The organism is Paenibacillus aceris, assembly GCF_017874035.1.
GTDB classification, from domain to species: Bacteria; Bacillota; Bacilli; order Paenibacillales; family NBRC-103111; genus Paenibacillus_E; species Paenibacillus_E aceris.
In genome coordinates this window covers 52478-71158 of the sequence record NZ_JAGGKV010000012.1, presented here as the reverse complement: position 1 = coordinate 71158, position 18681 = coordinate 52478, and the positions used below count along the sequence as shown (strand labels likewise).

At 49.6% G+C, this 18681-nt stretch carries 15 protein-coding genes; all 15 read right to left on the bottom strand.

Annotated features, from left to right (window positions below; all coding sequences use genetic code 11):
- Window positions 1–6: 6 nt before the first annotated feature.
- Complete coding sequence (locus tag J2Z65_RS21055) at window positions 7–696, bottom strand: response regulator transcription factor (protein WP_167051750.1); 690 nt, start codon at window positions 694–696, stop codon at window positions 7–9.
- On the bottom strand, window positions 693–2168 hold the full coding sequence (locus tag J2Z65_RS21050) for a sensor histidine kinase (RefSeq protein ID WP_167051747.1): 1476 nt from the start codon (window positions 2166–2168) through the stop codon (window positions 693–695). Before J2Z65_RS21050 ends, J2Z65_RS21055 begins: the two co-directional genes overlap by 4 nt.
- Window positions 2169–2173: 5 nt before the next feature.
- A complete protein-coding gene (locus J2Z65_RS21045; RefSeq protein ID WP_167051745.1) occupies window positions 2174–2923 on the bottom strand; it encodes an ABC transporter permease in 750 nt (249 codons plus the stop codon).
- The gene (locus J2Z65_RS21040) at window positions 2916–3653 is read right to left on the bottom strand and encodes an ABC transporter ATP-binding protein (protein WP_167051743.1); all 738 of its coding nucleotides are present in this window, start codon (window positions 3651–3653) and stop codon (window positions 2916–2918) included. The genes J2Z65_RS21045 and J2Z65_RS21040 overlap by 8 nt, the downstream gene beginning before the upstream one ends.
- A 62-nt stretch (window positions 3654–3715) precedes the next feature.
- Window positions 3716–4651: a hypothetical protein gene (locus J2Z65_RS21035; RefSeq protein ID WP_167051741.1), complete on the bottom strand. Its 936-nt coding sequence runs from the start codon at window positions 4649–4651 to the stop codon at window positions 3716–3718.
- Between the two features lie 606 nt (window positions 4652–5257).
- Window positions 5258–6418, bottom strand: a complete 1161-nt coding sequence (locus tag J2Z65_RS21030; protein WP_167051738.1) for a Ger(x)C family spore germination protein — start codon at window positions 6416–6418, stop codon at window positions 5258–5260.
- Entirely contained in the window at window positions 6415–7866 is a 1452-nt protein-coding gene (locus tag J2Z65_RS21025; protein ID WP_338111534.1) for a spore germination protein, read from the bottom strand. Before J2Z65_RS21025 ends, J2Z65_RS21030 begins: the two co-directional genes overlap by 4 nt.
- The gene (locus tag J2Z65_RS21020; protein ID WP_167051736.1) at window positions 7863–8960 is read right to left on the bottom strand and encodes an endospore germination permease; all 1098 of its coding nucleotides are present in this window, start codon (window positions 8958–8960) and stop codon (window positions 7863–7865) included. The genes J2Z65_RS21025 and J2Z65_RS21020 overlap by 4 nt, the downstream gene beginning before the upstream one ends.
- 310 nt (window positions 8961–9270) lie before the next feature.
- Window positions 9271–11562 (bottom strand): RNA polymerase recycling motor HelD, encoded by a 2292-nt coding sequence (gene helD, locus J2Z65_RS21015; protein WP_167051734.1) that lies wholly within the window; start codon window positions 11560–11562, stop codon window positions 9271–9273.
- 16 nt (window positions 11563–11578) lie between these two features.
- Entirely contained in the window at window positions 11579–12550 is a 972-nt protein-coding gene (locus J2Z65_RS21010; protein ID WP_167051732.1) for an ABC transporter ATP-binding protein, read from the bottom strand.
- A 41-nt stretch (window positions 12551–12591) separates the two neighbouring features.
- Window positions 12592–13383, bottom strand: a complete 792-nt coding sequence (locus J2Z65_RS21005; protein WP_193580732.1) for an ABC transporter permease — start codon at window positions 13381–13383, stop codon at window positions 12592–12594.
- The gene (locus tag J2Z65_RS21000) at window positions 13380–14156 is read right to left on the bottom strand and encodes an ABC transporter permease (RefSeq protein ID WP_167051730.1); all 777 of its coding nucleotides are present in this window, start codon (window positions 14154–14156) and stop codon (window positions 13380–13382) included. Before J2Z65_RS21000 ends, J2Z65_RS21005 begins: the two co-directional genes overlap by 4 nt.
- A 312-nt stretch (window positions 14157–14468) precedes the next feature.
- Window positions 14469–16493, bottom strand: coding sequence for an LTA synthase family protein (locus J2Z65_RS20995; protein WP_167051728.1), 2025 nt, complete (start codon window positions 16491–16493; stop codon window positions 14469–14471).
- Window positions 16494–16590: 97 nt separating this feature from the next.
- A complete protein-coding gene (locus J2Z65_RS20990; RefSeq protein ID WP_167051726.1) occupies window positions 16591–16923 on the bottom strand; it encodes a c-type cytochrome in 333 nt (110 codons plus the stop codon).
- 241 nt (window positions 16924–17164) lie between these two features.
- Window positions 17165–18676 carry an arabinosylfuranosidase ArfA gene (gene arfA, locus J2Z65_RS20985; RefSeq protein ID WP_193580731.1) on the bottom strand — a complete coding sequence of 504 codons (1512 nt, stop codon included), beginning with the start codon at window positions 18674–18676 and terminating at the stop codon, window positions 17165–17167.
- Window positions 18677–18681: the final 5 nt, after the last annotated feature.

Below are 18681 nucleotides of genomic sequence, written 5' to 3'. Positions count from 1 at the left end.
TTTTTCTTAAATGCGGAACCGATACCCCGCGCCCCAAATTGTTTCAATATATTGCGGATTCGACGGATCCTGCTCGATCTTCTCACGCAGCTTTCGGATATGCACCGTGACTGTCGCAATTTCACCCATGGCATCCATCCCCCAGAGGAGATCGAACAGCTGCTCTTTGCTGTACACGCGATTAGGGTTCATTGCCAGATGCGCGAGCAGATCGAATTCTTTCGTCGTGAAAACGACTTCCCGCTCATTCACAAAGACGCGACGCGCCGTTTTATCAATCATCAAACCGCGAATGCGCACCTCGTCGTTCTTCGCTTCACGCCGTCCCATCAGCCTTTCGTACCGGGCAAGATGCGCTTTCACCCTAGCCACCAGCTCGCTGGGACTGAAGGGCTTGATGATGTAATCGTCGGCGCCGAGGCCAAGACCGCGGATTTTATCGATGTCTTCCTTTTTGGCGGAAACCATCAGAATAGGAATATCCTTCTCACTGCGTATGCGCCGGCAAATTTCAAAGCCATCGATCTTCGGCAGCATCAAATCGAGAATGATGAGATCGTACTCCGCGGAAAGCGCGAGTTGAAGACCTTTGTCTCCCCTATTTTCGATATCGACTTCAAAGCCGCTGATCTCTAGGTAGTCCCGCTCCAGCTCCGCGATGCTTTGTTCATCCTCAATGATTAAAATCCGACTCATCCTTGACTCTCCTCCTGCTTACTAAGCGGTAATGCCATGTAGACGGTCGTGCCCTGGCCGATCATGCTCGTTGCGCCGATGCGTCCACCGTGCTCTTCCATAATTTGTTTGGCTATCGCAAGACCCAGCCCACTTCCTCCTGTCGCGGTGTTGCGCGAGGGGTCGGCCCGATAAAACCGGTCAAATATATGAGGCAGCGCCTCCTCCGATATCCCTTGACCGGAATCTTTTATTTGTATGACGGCGTGGCCGTCGATTTCTCTGAGTGTTAAGATGATGCGGCAATTGCCCTCATCACTGTATTTGACGGCGTTCTCGATAATGTTCAGCAGCACGCGTCTAAGCTTATCACGGTCCGCCGTTACTAACAACGGCTTCTTCGGCAGCTCGGTGAGCGTGAAGCGAACGCCCTTTTTCTCCATATCAAACTGCAATTCCTGCGTGCAATCCTGTACGTACTGACCAAGATCCACCGTTTCAAATTGAAAGGGAACTTTGCCCAGATCCAGCTTGGAGAATAGAAACAGTTCATCAATGAGCCGATCCATGTCGGCCGCTTTCGTATAGATCGTACGAATATACTTATCCAACTTATCCGGAGAATTCGTGACGCCATCCATAATACCGTGAGCGTATCCTTTAATAGCCGTAACCGGTGTTTTCAAATCATGCGAAATATTAGAAATCAGCTCTTTGCGGTTCTCTTCATATTGAAGTTGAACGTCTACGGATTTCTTCAGCTTGCGCCGCATTTCCTCGAAGGCCCTGCTAAGCTCACCGATTTCATCATCGGATTGCGGCACGACCTCAAAGTCGAGATTGCCTTCTTTAATTTCCTCCGCGGCTCGTTTGAGCGCTCTCAGAGGTTTAATAATGCTGCGTGAAACGAAATAAGTCAGCACGCCGTTCGTACCGACGAGAATGAGCACAAAGGTTAAAATAACCGACTTTGAAAACTGGTGCAAATATTTCTGAAAAGGCCCCCCATCCAAAAAAACAAAGACGGACCCTTTGCTGTTATCGGAAAACAGAAAATCCTGCTGCCGAGTTATCCACACAGAACCTTGATTGCGCTGAAATTGACCTGATGAAGTGCCGAAAGCGGGAAGTTTGGAGCTGTTCTGCGCCTCGCCCTCTTTCAGGTAGGGAGAACTATATGCAATTTCTTTATCTTTGCGAATGATAATGCCCATATTGATTTTGTGAAACCGGTCTTCCAAATCCTGAATAAATACGGGATCGAGAAAGGCATCCGGTTCGGTTTCCGTTTTCGCCTTCATATAAGCGACATTTTCGAGTTCTTGGTCAACGACGCGTTTAATCGGATTCCCTTGCGAGAAATCAACCTGAAAGACCGACTTCAAATTGCCGAACGTTGCGATGGAGATCAGGATCACGGCCAGCCCCGAAAGGACGAGAGGTACGAGCAGCATGGCGATATATGAAAGTACCAGCCGTAAGCGAATCGACATCGTGGTCAGATCTCCTTTTTATCAAACAAATAAAATCCTGCTGTAAAAAACAATATACTACACGCTGTCAAAAACATAAAGATACTGCTCACCTTACCGACCGCCATTCCGCTGCCTATCCAAAGCATATGCCAGTCCGTGTAGGCCGTAGGCGAATATGTTGCAATTTGCGGGATAAAGAAGGCTGCTACTTTAAATGCCAAATAGAGAAGTATGCTTACCGTCAATGCGGAGGAAGCGTTGGAGAAAAACTGCGCCAGACATACAGCGGCAATACTGAGCACAAGCAGCGGCAGAAACGCCGCACCATACGCGAGGAACCAGGATACGATGGTCCCGAAGCCTCCGAAGTGCTGGAAAAACAACGCCGAAATGATGGAAGCCAGCAAACCCGCTGCTAAATACAGCACAATAAAAATGCCGAGTGCAATTTGCTTGGAGGCGAACACCTTGAAACGCGTGATGGGCCGTGTCAGCGTATTCTTCATTGTGCGGTCTCCCATTTCACCGGAGAATACGTCCGCAGCGCCCGTGAAAACGAATAACGGCAGGAAGATACTCGTGAGCAGACCCAGCATAATGATGGGAAAATCTTGCGAAGCAATTGCTCCGATGCCAATGCCGCTTTGGAATTGCGACAACAGCAGACCTGCGACTACGGGAAGCAGCAGGGTGGCGGCAAGGAAGAAGATCGTTTTCTTCTTGGATGTCATTTTGATTGTTTCGTTCCAGACGTTGGCTGTTAGGCTATGCATTCGCAGCAAGCCTCCTTACTTCTTGAATTTCGCGCAGGTACGCTTCTTCTAGCGTCGCGCTGCCTCTGGCAATTTCCGATACAAGTCCCTCACGGACAAGGCGGCCTTGATGGATGATCCCCATGCGGTTGCACATTAGCTCCATTTCATGAATGAGGTGGCTGGATATCAGGAAGGTGATGCGTTCTTCGCGCGCCAGATGCATAATGATCTCACGGATCTGAACCATCCCCTCGATATCGAGGCCGTTCGTCGGCTCATCCAGGATGAGCAGCTCCGGCTTCGACAGCATCGCCGCCGCGAGTCCTAGCCGCTGCTTCATGCCAAGCGAGTAACCCGCTACCTTTTCCTTCTGAAAAGGGGTAAGTCCGACGATTTCCAGTACTTCATCTAAGCGCTTCTTGTCAGTACCCGGGTAAAATCTCGCCGCCAACTCTAGATTTCTCCTACCGCTCATATAGGTGTACGCTTCAGCCGTTTCAATCAGCACGCCGACCTTCGCCATCGCCTGCTCATAATGCGTGGATACATCATGACCGAACAACTTCACTTCTCCTTGCTGCGCTCTGGTTAGGCCGGTCATGATTTTCATGACGGTCGTTTTGCCGGCGCCGTTCGGTCCGAAGAACCCGTAAATATCGCCTTGCTGTACCGTCATATTCACCTCATGGATGCCGCGTAAGTTATTATAAATTTTCGTAAGACGCTTGATTTCTACGACTGGATTCATACATTAGCCGCCTTTCAAGGGAATAAGGAGGTCAGTGGTTTCCCCCGCCTCCTCCGCTTTGATTAGTGCTTGTCGCCCCAGTTTCTATGGGACTTCTCTGGGTCAAACTTCACGGTTTCCAGCTGCTTTCCTGTCAAATCTACCGTATCCGGTGTTGTCGAGTTCAGGCTTGACAGCGTCATATCCACGCTCAGCACTACGTCATGGGCTGTACCTTGTGCATCTTTCCCGGAAATATGAATTTGCGCGGTCTGGTTGGTGATGTGGTTATCGCTATCCACGCTGGCGTTCACTTCTACTTCATCCATTTTGATGTCAGAGGTTAGCTGGGGAAGACTGTTCTTGAGTGTCGTCACATCGACACCAAACGTATCTGCCTTGGACGGCAGCGGACTGTGGCTCTTCTCGAGTGTGCCGTGCTTAATGGCTAGGGAGCCGATTGTGTTCACAACCGGAGAAATTTGGCTGCCTGACAATTTAAAATGAATCTCCTTCACATTGCCTGCGGCTTCATCCATGGTGACATAGTTTTTGAGGTTGCCGACGAGAGCGTCGACCACATTTTCCACTTCGCTAACGACTTGCGGGTCTGGCGTATGCGCAGCGCCTTCGCGCTCTTTGAACTTGCCGCCCATGCCGCTATCTTCCAATACTTTGTAAACATCGGAGTCGGCTGTTTTTATAATTTGCTTGCCGTCTTGGTTGTAGAAATGAATAGTTTGTTCGTCTGCGCCGCTCTTCACGGTCACTTCTGCGCTTCCGGCATGATTTTCACCATTGCTTTTAATCGTCGATTTCACGTTCAACAATTGTGCTCCGTTGTCCTGCAGCGTCACGTTCACTTGACGTGTAACGTTGTGCACCGCCGCGGTTTGTTTCACAGCTGATTTGAAGGTCTCATATCCTGGTGCATCGCCTACGCCTGCATATACCGATGTTACCAGCATCATGCTGCCTACCGCCACGCCTAATCCTATCATCGCTAACTTCTTATTCATCCCTCTTGGCCTCCGCGTCTTCTAACGCTTTATCTAATTTGGATGCGTTCCCCGCTTCCATGTATACATCTTATCCCTCCGATCTTAATTGCCGCTAAAACACCTATTAACCTAGCCTAAAACAATTCTTAAATATTTCTAAACTTGTGGAGTGACTTGCGGGCGGACGGTGACGGTGGGCGGTTGGAGTGACTTGCATACGGACGATATCGGTGGGTGGTTGGAGTGACTGGGGGCGGACCATGGCGGCGGGCGATTGGAGTGACTGGATAAACTTGTTGGTTCGCCCCACTGTCTTCCCATGGGATCAGCCCACCTCCTCACATAAGAGAACTGGAGTCCTCTATTTAAGCCAAATCAACTGGTTTCACCAGCTACGCGGAACTACAGGTCCTTATTTGCCCATCTGGCCGAGTTTTTGAACCAAAAACGGAAAATAGAGGAACAGAGTTCCCCTACCTTCACCAAATGGCGCAATTCTGGTCAAATAGCGGCTCATAGTTCCCCATCGACAACCGGACCCATGCCGCGGCCATAGCAAAAAGGGGGCAAGCATCGCTCCCCCCACCTGTTGCACCCGCCTGCACGGACCATAGTTGGCTATTATCAGTACTGCTGCTCGTGTACCCGCTCTCTCAGCATGCCGGAATGCGTGAGTCGAGCGTCCACTTGCACATCCCCTAACTGATACCCTTCAAGCGGCTGCTTGCCGTTCGAGGTCAGGTTGGCCCACTGCTTGAAATCCTGCCTGTATAAGATATGCTCCAGCTGATACATATCAACGCCTCGATTTTTGCCCTGTTTGAACGTTTCCTCGATTTCTTGTGCGATCTGCTTTTCAATTTGTTTTCGTATGGAGTCCTCATCTACTGTCTCCTGAGATTCAATCGTGATCGCCTTGCATTTCACATGAACATCAAAAATCAGATTACCGCCCTTGCGCAGCGTAATGCGGGGTTTCGGTCTTTGAATTGAAACGGTTCGAACGGGCTTCCCGTTGATATAGACGACTAACGGCGAACGAGCGGTACTTTTCTCCATCCACCGGTCTCCCTTAAACTGATCATCTGAAAACCATTCGACCAGATTATTTTTGCCTAAAGCATAAACACCGTTAACTTCTAATTTAGGATCAGGCTTCTGATTTTTCTTCCACGCATCGTCTCGAATGCTCAAAGTTGGCATCATCAAGGTATAGCCAGGTTCACGAAGCAATGCGGCAGCCCTGTACAATCGGAATGGACGTATAAAGGAGAGTTGGTGATAATTCTCAATAGGATTCATCAATATGGAAGCCATAGGGGAGACATTGAAAAATGGAACAACCGAGAAAATGGCTTCGATTGACTCATCTGTACTATAGATCCATTGGGTAAATCTCGTTTCACTGTATCGAACGGACCCGTCCATAAATTTACTAATCCCTTGCTTTAGCGCCTCCCTGGAGAACAAATAAGCGCTGACATGCCCCCAAAAAACGCGCTGCTGCGTCGTTTTGTACAAGCGATTGAACGCTTCATTCACCGTGGCTCCTTCTTCTCGGCCTACCCAAATCTGAGGCGGTTGCCCGGCTTTGCCCCCCTCCTGTTTCGCGACGGAGCTGAAATCCAACATCTGCGCATAGACGATATAACGCCCTTTTTGGAAATCAAAGCCTATAGCTGTAAAGTAGTTCGTGTCTTGGATCGTTTTGATATCCCAGCAGCCTGTCTGACTGACGAGAATCAGCACCCCGACCATCATCCGTCCTAATCGCTTCATGATCATTGAGGATCCTCACTCTGACGTGTATCATCCTTCGTGCTTAACATCTTAGGCCTGCTCTTCATACTGCTGAAAGGCTTGGTGAAAATCGCAGGAATCATTTCCTTAAAGCGCGGCGGCGACAAGGGCGACAAGTACGGAACACCGAATGACTCTAAGGTCGACATGTATAAAACAAGCCCGATCAGCGACACCATGAACCCATAGATCCCAAAAATCGTCGATTCCAGCAGGATAAGCATCCGCAAAAGCGTAATCGTCCCGGCAAGTGTCTGGTTCACGAGGGTGTACATGGCTATGGTTGATATCGAGGTTATGACAAGGGTCGTCGGGCTGGTAATGCCAGAACGAATCGCCGCATCCCCAACAATCAGCCCGCCGACAACGGTGACGGTTTGCCCTACGACTTTAGGCAGCCTGGCTCCCGCCTCACGAAATAGTTCGAACAGGAGCAGCATAATAATAAAATCCATTGGACCCGATAACGGCAATCCTAGTCTGGAGGAAGAGATGGTAGCAACTAACGGAAACGGAATTTGATCGAGATTAAAGGCCGAAAGCGAAATCCAGAAACCGGGAAGAAGCGTAGCAACGACCAGTCCTCCCAAACGAAGCACACGTTCGAACGCTACATAATAAAAGGGAGTGTGCACATCTTCCGGTGATTTTAAAATATACATAAGATTCGCAGGGGCGATTAGCGCCATTGGTGAGCCGTCCACGATGACAGCGAAGCGCCCACGGAGCAAGCTATCGGCTACGTAATCAGGCCTTCCCGCATAATCCAGCAGGGGAAAGAAATTGTATTTTTGCTCTGTTAGCATTTCCTCCAACTGCGCGCTGGAAATTAATGCGTCCACATCAATGTTCTGCAACCGGCGCCTGGCATCCTGAAGGATATCCGAATCGATGACGTCATCGATATACATGAGAGCTACCGAGGTATGGCTTCGCTTGCCGATTTGCATCTTTTCACAACAAAGGCTGCGGGTTAACAACCTTTTACGGATCAACGCAATATTGGTTACGATGCTTTCCGTGAACCCGTCCCTGGGGCCTTTGATAGAGGTTTCCGTATTGGATTCTTCAGGTGAGCGATTGGGCGGATTGGAAAGATCGAGTCCAAAGAGCCGCTGCTGCTCTTCAAAGAACACAATAAGGAACCCTGCATACAAATTGACCGTCATTGTACCTATGGCGTCAGGTCCGGTCAATTCTTGCATTTGCAGCATTGTAGGAAGATCAAGCTCGGACATGTCCCTATCCTGCTTATGAGTGATGATACGCTGGAGCTTAGGAAGCACACGTTCTTCGATATGGTCCTTATTGATCATTCCGTCGCAGTACATCATCATGACCTTTTGACCAGGATCTACCTCAGATAGCGGGTAAATCTTGATGATGACATCGTCCGAGGAAGCGAACCATTCCCGCAATTCATGCTCATTCACTTCATCACCTTCTCCTTTCGCCTCACTGGCAGGATGGTCAGCACAAGCAGAACAAAGAGCAGACTTACACCGGTAACAAACATCATGGGGTAATACCAGGCTTGGATAAAATGCACCATCTGATTGTCCGTAATCGGCAGTAAGCACATCGAAACGAAAAATCCACTCAACACGATTAAAAGCACCGTTCGGGTACGTTTCTTTTTGAGCATCAGCACGTCAATGGAAAGAAACATCAGCATGGACATGCGGATGCACGCACCCGATATCCACTGGAAAATCGATAAGAAATCCAGATGGGAAATATATTTCCCCAGTGTCACCATACGCCATTGTTCAAAGGCTGGATACCTCAATTCATCAGCTTCAAACGGTCCGAAGATCGCAATTGCCCCAATTAAGGGCCCCACGGTAAGACCAACTAAACAGGCACCTACGATAAGTAAAGCGGGCAGTCGAATGCGGGTATCCACGTGATGCTGCAGAAAAACGATGCTTAGTAGCTCGAAGGAAGAACCACTGGTTAAGTACATCGATTTCAGCGCAGGGGCATACCCGTGGGTAAATAAGGGCGTAAGCAAGCTGTAGTCTTTGTATTGAAAATTTGCACCCATCACAAAATAGCCCAGCAGAACAACCACGGGGAGCAAAATACCCGAGGTTATTGCGATAGCCCGCATCCCTTCACGAGCGGCAAAAAAGCAAAATATCATAAATGCCAAAGAGATCATAATCGGAGGGGTCCGGGGCAAATAGGAGATGTGCGTCCATGTCACCATATCTTGCATGGTAATGGTCGCATGCGTCATGGCGATGCCAATGACAACCACTTTTAGAAGGAATACAACGAACTTCCCGTATCTCTGTCCCATCCATAGCAGTAAATTCTGCTGCTTAGAGCGTCTGATAACAATAAACATGAAGCATACCGACAATAAGGTAGGCAGGACAGACAGGCCCGCACCCACCCAGGAGTCGCGTTTGCCGTAATGCAGCAGCACAGGGATTAAAAGCACATGATTCGTAATTGCGATTGAAATAATGATGACGTAATACAGCTGAAGCGCAGTAACTTTCCTATAGAGTGCAGACATAGCGTGTTCTCCCACTTTGGTATTAGGTGGAAACTTTTATTTGTTAAGGTTTCCAATCCAGGTGGAATTATGCAAAACAAAAACCGCCTCTCGCTCCATCGAGAGGCGGTTTCTTCATCCTGGCTTCTTAGTAGAAAGTTGCAAGAATGATAACCAACAAAATATAAAGAACCAGAACGAGCGCTGCGCTAGAGTATGCGGCTCCTGACATGACGACTTCCTCCTCCCTGCCTGCTGAAACATTGGTCTCTTTGTGACTTGATGTATCCTATGTCGGGCAGGGCGGATGGGTATGGACGTATGTCTAGCTTTACGGGAGAAAAGGTGTCAATTCACCTAAATAGCAAACATCAAGGTGATGCAACGCGCGGGTGCACGCCGTGTAAAACAGCTTGCGCTCCTTCGCCTCCGCATAGACTGCCTCCCCGGCATCGTAGAGAATCACGGCGTCGAACTCGAGCCCTTTGGCGAGGTACGCCGGCATGATCATGACGCCTGCCTCATAGTGCAGCGTCTCCTTCGTGATCCGCGTGAGGCCGGGCAGCAGCGGCTTCAACGCTGCGTGCGCGGCTTCCGTCTCGCGCGCGGTCTTGCACAGGATCGCGACGGAGCTTGCGCCGCCGCTTTGGCGAGTCAGCGCCGCGTCCGCGACCAGGCGGCGCAGCTCGGTCTCGTTCGCGGCGCGCAGCAGGCGCGGTTCTTCGCCGCTGCGGCTGAACGGCTCGATCGGCTCGCCGAACGGCAGCACACGGCTGGCGAACAGGACGATTTCGCGCGTCGAGCGGTAACTCTTCACGAGACGGATCGTCTCCGTCTCCTCCTCTTTCATCAGCTCGCTGATCGAGCTGTACTCGTTCTTAGGCCCTGCGCCATCCTCGCTAGCCGCGTTCGCATGCGTGAAAATTCCCTGATTCCAATCCCCGAGCAGGGTAAACCGGGCGCGAGGGAACAGCTTCTTGAGATACGCGTAATGGAACGGCGAGTAGTCCTGCGCCTCATCTACCAGGCAGTAGCGTATCGTCCCTACACGAAGTTGCCCCTCGACTAAGCCCTTCAAATATACAAGCGGCGTCGCGTCCTCGTAGTGCAGGATTCCTTGCTCGAGCGCAGTCGCCGTGAAGGCGCTGATGCTCTCCCAAGCATCGGGAAGCTGCTGGCCAGCCTGCGCAATCAACTCTTGATGCAGCTCTCTGTCCGTGTAGAGTTCGCGGTACATCCCGAGCACGTCGACATAAGCAAGGTTACGCGCCTTCTCCTTAAGCGGAGCAATGGCTTTATGCGCCTTGATTTTGCTCATCTTCTTCATCTCGGGCTCCGTGCCCATATATTTGGGTTCCCGCACCATTTTGCGATAAAACCGTTTCTGGGCATCCGCTTGAATCACATCCAGCTTCTCCAGCATCCACTCGGACAATTGCTCCATACGTTCACCGAGCGCAAGAATCGAAGCTTTGCCATAGAAGCGTTCGCTCAGCTCCTCCGCGGTTATCAGCACTTTCTTTCCTACTGACAGATCAAGGAAACGGATGCCGTCATGCTTCAGCTTTTCCCCATAGGCCTCGATGACATTGAGGAAGGCTGCCGACGTTTTGTACGGAATGCTTTGCAGACGGGCTTTGTACGCGGGATCTTGCTCTGTTCCGGTAAGAATGAATTCGAGCTGGTCGTACGGATCTTCGAGTGCAAGCCCGGTGTCGCTTAATTTATGGGTTAAATAATCTTGAAAGGTCGTTTGCTGCATGCTAGCTTCGCCCAGCTCCGGAAGAACGTGCGAAACGTAATCGCTAAACAGCGAGTTCGGCGAGAACAGAATCATATTATCAGCGCTAAGCGTCGTCCGATATTTATAAAGCAAATACGCGATGCGCTGCAGCGCGACCGAAGTTTTGCCGCTGCCTGCTGCCCCCTGGACGACAAGCACCTTGTGCCGGTCATCGCGGATGATCTGGTTCTGCTCGCGCTGAATCGTCGTCACAATGCTGTGCATTTTCTCGTCGGCGCTGCGGCTGAGCATCTTCTGCAGCATCTCGTCGCCGATGGTGATCCCGGTATCGAACACATCCTGCAGTTCGCCGGCTTTAATGATGTACTGGCGCTTGAGCAGCAGCTCGCCGCTGACATCCATCTCCGGTGTGCGGTACGTCGCCGGCCCCGGCGGGTAGTCATAAAACAAGCTGGCAATCGGTGCACGCCAGTCATAGATAAGAATTTCATCCGTCTTCGCATCGATAAAAGAAGTAAGACCGATGTAGATTTTCTCACGCTCATACTCACCGCGCTCTTGAAAATCAATGCGGCTGAAATACGGCGCATCGACGACGCGCTGGAGCTTGTACAGCGCATCCTGCGCCACCTGGAAACTGCGCTTCTGACCCTGCAGGACATGCTCCTGCTGGGCCATACTCGCCGCTGTCTCGATCACGTCGTCTGCGTTGTCCGCGTTGACGGAGATGTCATCCCAGAAGCTGCGGCCGATCGCGGTTACTTCCGTACGGCGCTGATCCACCGTCTCCCCTAGGTCGATAATTCGCTCCTTAATTTGAGTCCGTACTGAGGAGACGCGCTGCGCCTCCCGCTCCCGTTCTTCTTGTTCAATTGCCATTTATTCTCCCTCCTGCCTACTTATATACCCCGTGAATAACCTCTTCAAACTCAGGCTCTTCCATATGTACATCATCCATATCGCCCCAGAGACTAACGATACGCAGTACGTCCATTGCCTTCAGCTCTTTGCGGTTGCAGGCAATCGTGAGAACGTTCGACTCCTGTTCAACCACGTGAAACGGCAGCTCCCAGCTCTCCGGCACGTTAACATCGCTGCGATACGTAATTTTCATCATGGTAGGTAAACCGATTCGGTCCCTTAACGTATCAATCGAGCCGTCATATCCGATCTGACCGTGATTGATGACGATCACCCTTTTACATAGCTGCTCAATATCATCCATATCATGTGTCGTTAGCAAAATCGTTTTGCCGAAATCTTGATTTAACGTTTGCAGAAAGCTGCGAATGTTCTTCTTCGCTACCACGTCCAACCCGATGGTAGGCTCATCCAGGAACAAGATGTCCGGGTCATGCAGCATGGAAGCCGCCAAATCGGCCCGCATCCGCTGACCCAACGACAGCTTCCGCACAGGCATATCCATCAGCTCTTTGAGCTCAAGGAGCTCATTCAGCTCACCTAATCTGCGGCGAGAGACACTCTCTTCCACGCGATACATGGCTGTTAATATCTCATAGGAATCCTTCACCGGCAAATCCCACCACAGCTGGCTGCGCTGTCCGAACACGACGCCAAGCTTGCCCACGACGCGCCTTCGGTGCTTTTGCGGGCTTAAGCCATGGATCAGTACCTCACCCGAGGTAGGGTGAAGGATGCCGGTCAGCATCTTGATTGTCGTTGATTTTCCCGCACCATTAGGTCCAATATACCCGACGAACTCGCCGGATTCAATCTCAAAGCTTAGATCTCGTACCGCTTCTTTCTCTTTATATGCCCGTGAAAACAAGGTGCGGATACCGGAAAACCGGCCTTCTTGGACGAGCGGAGTGTGAAATGTTTTTCGCAAATTCGTGACGGTAATCATGTCGATCCCTTCCCTCCTTGTATTTAAGGTGATTAATGATCTTAACTCCCTGTGCTTTGATAACGGGATAAGCCCAGCTTCCAAAACCGCATAGCCAGCCAAAGCGCAGCACAAGCAACACCCGCTGTTCCAAGCAGCATCCAAATCCCGCCCTGATGTCTTAATATGTATAAGGCCGGTATGTAATTCACGAAGGCTACCGGCACGAGCACCATCAGTGCGCCTTGCAGCCATTTGGGATACAGGGAAAGCGGGTAGCGTGCCGCCGTATGGGTGGCGTCTTCGGTCATGTTTTGCAAATATTCAATGCGCGTCAGCCAAAACCCCGCGGCCGCTGTAGCGAGCCCGATAGCGAATAAAATAACCGCTCCGGTGCAAATGATTAACGCCGTTAACGGAACGGCTGTCCAACCGATTTGACCGGATGCCATCAAAGCTTTCATCGCAATGGCGAGCAGAACGAGCCCCTGACCGATTTCGGCGAAGAGCACGCGCGAGTTTTGTGTCATCAGCGCCAGCAGCACCGGAACGGGACGTATCAGAAGCGCATCCAGATCGCCGGATACGAGATATTTTTCGAGATGATGCACATCGGAAGCCAGCGTTCGGTAAATCGCTTTGGCGATCATGATGACTCCGTATAAATAGCACACTTCATACAGCGTCCAGCCCATGATATTGCCAAAACGCATCATGACCAGCGCCACCATGAGAAATTCGGAGATATGTACACAGGATGCCATCGCCGTTGAAAACAGGAAATTGAACTTATACTGCATCCGGCTGCGCAAGCTCGCCTTGATCAGCAGCATGTAGAGCTTAACTGACATCATCCGCCCTGCACCTCCAGCTTTTTGCGCACCCAATGCGTAACGGCCAGACAGACACAAGTAAACCCGATGCTCCATGCGAGAGCTCCGAGCACGACCGTGCCTTTTTCAAGCTGCAAATAAATACGAGTCGGATAGTAGAGTAAATACGGATAAGGAGTATAAAAGCTAATGGTGCGAAGCCAGCCCGGAAGCCATTCGAGAGGAATGAAAAAGCCCGAAAGCAGCATGCTGAACGAGTAATTCACCCAGTAAAACCAACGGGATTCCGTAGTCCATAAAGCTGCAACACCAATCAGATAATTCATGCAAATGGAGATATACGATGCCGAGACCAGCGCGATCGCTGTCCAACCGTAAACCGAAGCTTTCTGTGGAAGCTGTAAGGAGAAAATGAAGTAGTAGAGGACATAAATCGGGATAAATTTATAAAGAAACTGATACCACACCTGCCCCCATTCCCGGCTCATCGCCTGATAGAACAAGTGAACAGGACGCATGAGATCGACGGCTATTTGACCCGTACGCACCGACTGCTCGAGCCCCAGTCCATTCGTCATAAACTGCGTAACCCATAGGCTGGCTTGGTTAAACGCGATGTACCCGACGATCCCTTTGGCGCCGTAATCGCCGAGCGAAGAATCGGTCCCGAGCCCCGTCCATATACTCGCATAAATGAAGCCAAACACCGCGCTTACTGCATTGTGCAGCAGATGCGAACCGCGATACTGCAAATTCCTTGCGTATGCCTTGCGGGCTAAAACCGCGAAAAGCATAAAACACCTCCTATGTTTTTTCATACGAAAAAAACGAATTCCTACTGCAGCCGCAGCGTAGAGACGGAGTTCCATATTACCAAAATTCCCCTGGGTATGGCAATGATTATTTTACAGCGTACACGATGGTCTGGACTCTCATCGTTATTGAACGAAAAAGAACCCCAACACCAGTGATTCTCACTAGTGTCGAGGCTCTAATTGTGACGAAGAACGAGGCAACCTTCGTTGTTGTCAGCGTACATACCAATCCTAACTTATGTAGCAGGAGCCAAACGGCTCCTCATGCTGCTGTGAAAAACAACAGCTTCTTTACTGAACGCTCGCAGGCTTAGCCTCAGGAGGAGGACTGCTTTCCCCTGTTGCCCGAAGTTTCGTCTCAGGGTCATCAAACTCGGCGTTATAGCTTGGTTGCGACGCCTTCGTTAAATAGTCATGATCAATGTAAGAAGCTAAATATTGCTTACCGAAAAGCAGATCATATTGTACGTTCCTGTAGTCGTCCAGAAGTGGTTTCACGGACTCAGGTGCCTGTGCATGCAATGTTTGGTCCTGGTCCACAACCAGATTACTCAGCAATCCTGGTACTTTGGCGGCCAGTTCCGCATTCAGCGCGAAATTCGCCGGTTTCTCCATATGCAGCATATCCAGCACGTGCGCACCTAAGAAGGAATCGCTGAGCAGCGGAATATCCTGCTTCGGCATATCGAAGTTAGACCATGTGACCAGCGGAATGCTGTGCATTTTCTTCACTTCTTCCAATGACCAGTCATTAGCGTTGCTTGTAGAGATGAAACCCGCTTCTTTATACACTTGATAATCAAGACCAAGCATCGGCAGATGGTCTCCATAGAAGACGATCATCGTAGGTTCATCAGAATTTTTGTAATGATCAATAAGCATTTGCAAACTTTGATCCGCATCATGCGCGCCTTGGGCGTAAGTTTCCAAAATCGATTTGGCTTGCGGCGTCAAATTGCCTTCCGCCTTAAATTGATTTTCTCCGTACCGCGGATCGTCATAAGGACCATGATTTTGCATCGTAACCGTGTAGATAAACATAGGATCGGCGGTTTTATCCACTTCATCGATAATGTTTCTCGACACTTCGGCATCCGAGATGAAGTAACCCTTCGTTTCCGGATTCACGAAATGCTCACTGCTTTTAAAAGATTCAAAGCCAAGCTGTTTGTATACGGAATTACGGTCCCAGAACCAGCCTTCATAGGAGTGAATTCCCATACTTTTATAACCCTGGTCGGCAAAATAACTCGCTAAGCTTGGAACAGGCTTACTTACATACTGTTGGTAAGGAATGGAGCCTCCAGGCAGGAAACTCATGGAATTACCTGTCAATACTTCGAATTCCACATTGCTGGTTCCTCCTCCAAATTGAGGAGACAGCAGGTAACCGGAAGACGATTCCTTTTGCAAACGGTGGACGGTTGGCAGCGGGTCTTCACTGAATTTCACATTGGTTAACAATGTTGGGTCCCAGAAAGCCTCACTCATAATAAAAATGACATTCGGCTTTTTCCCTTGCAGCGGATCGACTGACGCTTTTTTCAAAGCAGGCGCTTTTTGTGCGCTCTCCTCGATCGTTGTCGCAACCGCCCCGATGGCCTCATTGCTGTAGGTATCCGGCTTTTGAACGATGGAATTTTTGACGTTGAGCGTAAAAGCTAGCGCTGTTCCGTTACTCGCATAATTTTCTTGCTGATTCCAAACGATTTCGTTCACGCCGACATGATCCAGAATTTTGCCTGCTAGCGGTGTTTTGATCCCAAAAGCATATAAGGCATAGAGCGAGAATAGCCCTAAACCAATTCTTGAGATAATAGATATCTTTGTACGCGGTAAGACCCATCTTAATGCAAGTACGATAATAATTGAGGCGGCTATGGCTCCGATTCGTACAAGGGCTGCTTTTCCCGTAACTAATGAAGCAATATCCATACTTTCTTTATTGAGCAAAATATCCCACGGGAAGAACGGCTCCCCGATCATTGTCACCTTCATATAAGAAATTAATGCCATCAGGCCAAGCAGTAAGGTCGAAATCGCTCCTGAGATCGCCAAGGATCCCACCAAAGCATAAATAAAAGCAAGCAAACAGAAGGTGATTCCTACATTTAATATATAAAGCGATTGATTGGAAGATATCCAATTCATTGTATCATGCAGTGAACCGCGCTCGAGTAGCTCCATGCCGGCCACTGAAAATACAGGTAACAGGATTAAAAACAGGACTAGCGAAATCATCGCTCCCAGACGTTGTGGTCTAATCTTCTGCTGCTTCTTATGAAGATCGCTCCGGGGCTTCAAATTGGGGTGCATCTTACATCACTCTCCTCTTGCCCCCATTCTAAACCCCAATTGTGAAGAAAATATGTAGATAACCTTAAAGGAACCTTAGGAAATCCATCTATTCCCTCTATTTAAGACCTGCGAGCCAAGTTGCCAATGCTTTCAATTCCTCTTCTTTGAGGGCGACTTGGAACGGCGGCATCCCGCCACCACCCTTTTGTATGCGCTTAATGATCTCGGCTTCCGTTAAGCGTTCCCCGACTTTTTGAATGTTCGGACCCTCTCCGCCCTGTAATTGATTACCATGACAAGAGATACAAAAATTTTGGTAAATCTTTTGGGGATCGGCATTCACAGCCGTCGTTTGCGCGTCATTTTGCTTCTTATTGCCATTATTTCCACAAGCCGTTAGTCCTAAAGTCAAAACAATCATGATCATGATTAGCAGCCTTATTTTCATCCTGGAACTCCTTAAAGAAATATTTCCCTCCATCATACCAGAGCACGGACTGTAAAATAAAGAAGTCGAAAGTGCCTGGATGAGTGATTACAGGCTGCTTGGGCATAGTATGTGATAGGCCGAGACGATTTATTTTGCGGTTATCATGTAAAAAATGCCTGAAAATGAGCAACTAAAAGACATGGCAGAAGCAGTTTGCTCCGTACCATGTCTATTAAGTGCCGGCTGTTGACTGATCAGCCTAAGCCAGTTTCAAGCGAATAACATTCCATGAGGCTTTGCCAAGCGTTGCTTGAATTTGTCCATTTGAATCCACCGCTGCATTACCGCCATTATGCGGTTTCACCCGATCATGGGCGTCAATCGTATTCGCGGCTTTCAGATCATCATTCTCCAACACGATATGTTGGGTAACTTGGCAGGCGTCAAAGCTCCGAAGATCCAGCTCAAGCGGAAGCGCATCTGATAGATGGCGGTTCACCGCGAAGATCGTCACTTCCGACTTCTCTTCATTATGCACCGCGACAGCTTCCAAATAAGGTACGTCCGTGTAATCCTTCGCGTCGTATTTAGGCGATTTAATCAGAGGTACAAGAACCGTTCCGCGTCCGAACAAGCTTGCGTGCATGTACGGATAGTAGATCGTTTGCTTCCATGCTGCCCCGCCGTTCGCCGTCATAATTGGCGCAATAACGTTGACGAGCTGTGCCAAGCAAGCCATTTTCACGCGATCCGCACGCTTCAGCATCGAGATCAGCATACAGCCTACAAGGAGCGCATCCTCATGGTTATAAACATCTTCGAGCTGCGGAGGAGCGATCGACCAAGGTTCGATTTTGCGGTCAGCTTCATTAGAGTGATACCAAACGTTCCATTCGTCGAAGGAAAGATTGATTTTCTTCTTTCCACGTTTTTTGGCCTGAACATAGTCTGCAGTTGAGATTACGGTATTGATAAAGCGATCCATTCCCATGGATTGCGCCAAGAAATTAGATGAGTCTTTATCACGATTGCCGTAGTACTGATGCAGGGAAATATAATCGACATGATCATACGTATGTTCTAGCACCGTTGCTTCCCAATCCGGGAACGTCGGCATAGTCAAACTGGAACTGCCACATGCCACAAGCTCAATCGTTGGATCAACCCACTTCATCACTTTGGCCGTTTCGCAAGCTGTACGCCCGTATTCAACAGCGGTTTTGGCGCCTATCTGCCATGGACCGTCCATTTCGTTGCCTAAGCACCATGTTTTGATATTGTGAGGCGCCTTGTACCCGTGAGAAATCCGCAAATCGCTCCAGTACGTACCGCCTTTTATATTGGAATATTCAATAATGTCTCTGGCCTCCTCGGGGCCGCGAGTTCCTAGATTAACCGCCATCATCGCCTCTGTGTTCGCTTTGCGGCACCAATCCATGAATTCATTTAGTCCAACCATGTTAGGCTCAATCGTGCGCCATGCCAGATCCAGCCTTTTCTTGCGCTGATCCAGCGGTCCAATCCCGTCTTCCCAGTTGTAACCGGAAACAAAGTTCCCGCCCGGGTAACGAACGATCGGGACATCCAGTCCTTTGACCAGTTCCAAAACGTCCGCCCGAAACCCCTGCTCATCGGCTTGCGGATGCCCCGGTTCATAAATGCCCCCATAAACAGCACGTCCCAAATGTTCAATAAACGAGCCGTAAATACGGGAATCTACTTCTCCAATTTTAAAATCTTTGTCGACAATCATGCTTGCTTTCATAGACATTGACA

Coding starts and splice junctions, on each gene's coding strand:
- J2Z65_RS21055 (WP_167051750.1), bottom strand. CDS start 696: ATGAGTCGGATTTTAATCATTGAGGATGAACAAAGCATCGCGGAGCTG.
- J2Z65_RS21050 (WP_167051747.1), bottom strand. CDS start 2,168: ATGTCGATTCGCTTACGGCTGGTACTTTCATATATCGCCATGCTGCTC.
- J2Z65_RS21045 (WP_167051745.1), bottom strand. CDS start 2,923: ATGCATAGCCTAACAGCCAACGTCTGGAACGAAACAATCAAAATGACA.
- J2Z65_RS21040 (WP_167051743.1), bottom strand. CDS start 3,653: ATGAATCCAGTCGTAGAAATCAAGCGTCTTACGAAAATTTATAATAAC.
- J2Z65_RS21035 (WP_167051741.1), bottom strand. CDS start 4,651: ATGAATAAGAAGTTAGCGATGATAGGATTAGGCGTGGCGGTAGGCAGC.
- J2Z65_RS21030 (WP_167051738.1), bottom strand. CDS start 6,418: ATGATCATGAAGCGATTAGGACGGATGATGGTCGGGGTGCTGATTCTC.
- J2Z65_RS21020 (WP_167051736.1), bottom strand. CDS start 8,960: ATGTCTGCACTCTATAGGAAAGTTACTGCGCTTCAGCTGTATTACGTC.
- helD (WP_167051734.1), bottom strand. CDS start 11,562: ATGGCAATTGAACAAGAAGAACGGGAGCGGGAGGCGCAGCGCGTCTCC.
- J2Z65_RS21010 (WP_167051732.1), bottom strand. CDS start 12,550: ATGATTACCGTCACGAATTTGCGAAAAACATTTCACACTCCGCTCGTC.
- J2Z65_RS21005 (WP_193580732.1), bottom strand. CDS start 13,383: ATGATGTCAGTTAAGCTCTACATGCTGCTGATCAAGGCGAGCTTGCGC.
- J2Z65_RS21000 (WP_167051730.1), bottom strand. CDS start 14,156: ATGCTTTTCGCGGTTTTAGCCCGCAAGGCATACGCAAGGAATTTGCAG.
- J2Z65_RS20995 (WP_167051728.1), bottom strand. CDS start 16,493: ATGCACCCCAATTTGAAGCCCCGGAGCGATCTTCATAAGAAGCAGCAG.
- J2Z65_RS20990 (WP_167051726.1), bottom strand. CDS start 16,923: ATGAAAATAAGGCTGCTAATCATGATCATGATTGTTTTGACTTTAGGA.
- arfA (WP_193580731.1), bottom strand. CDS start 18,676: ATGTCTATGAAAGCAAGCATGATTGTCGACAAAGATTTTAAAATTGGA.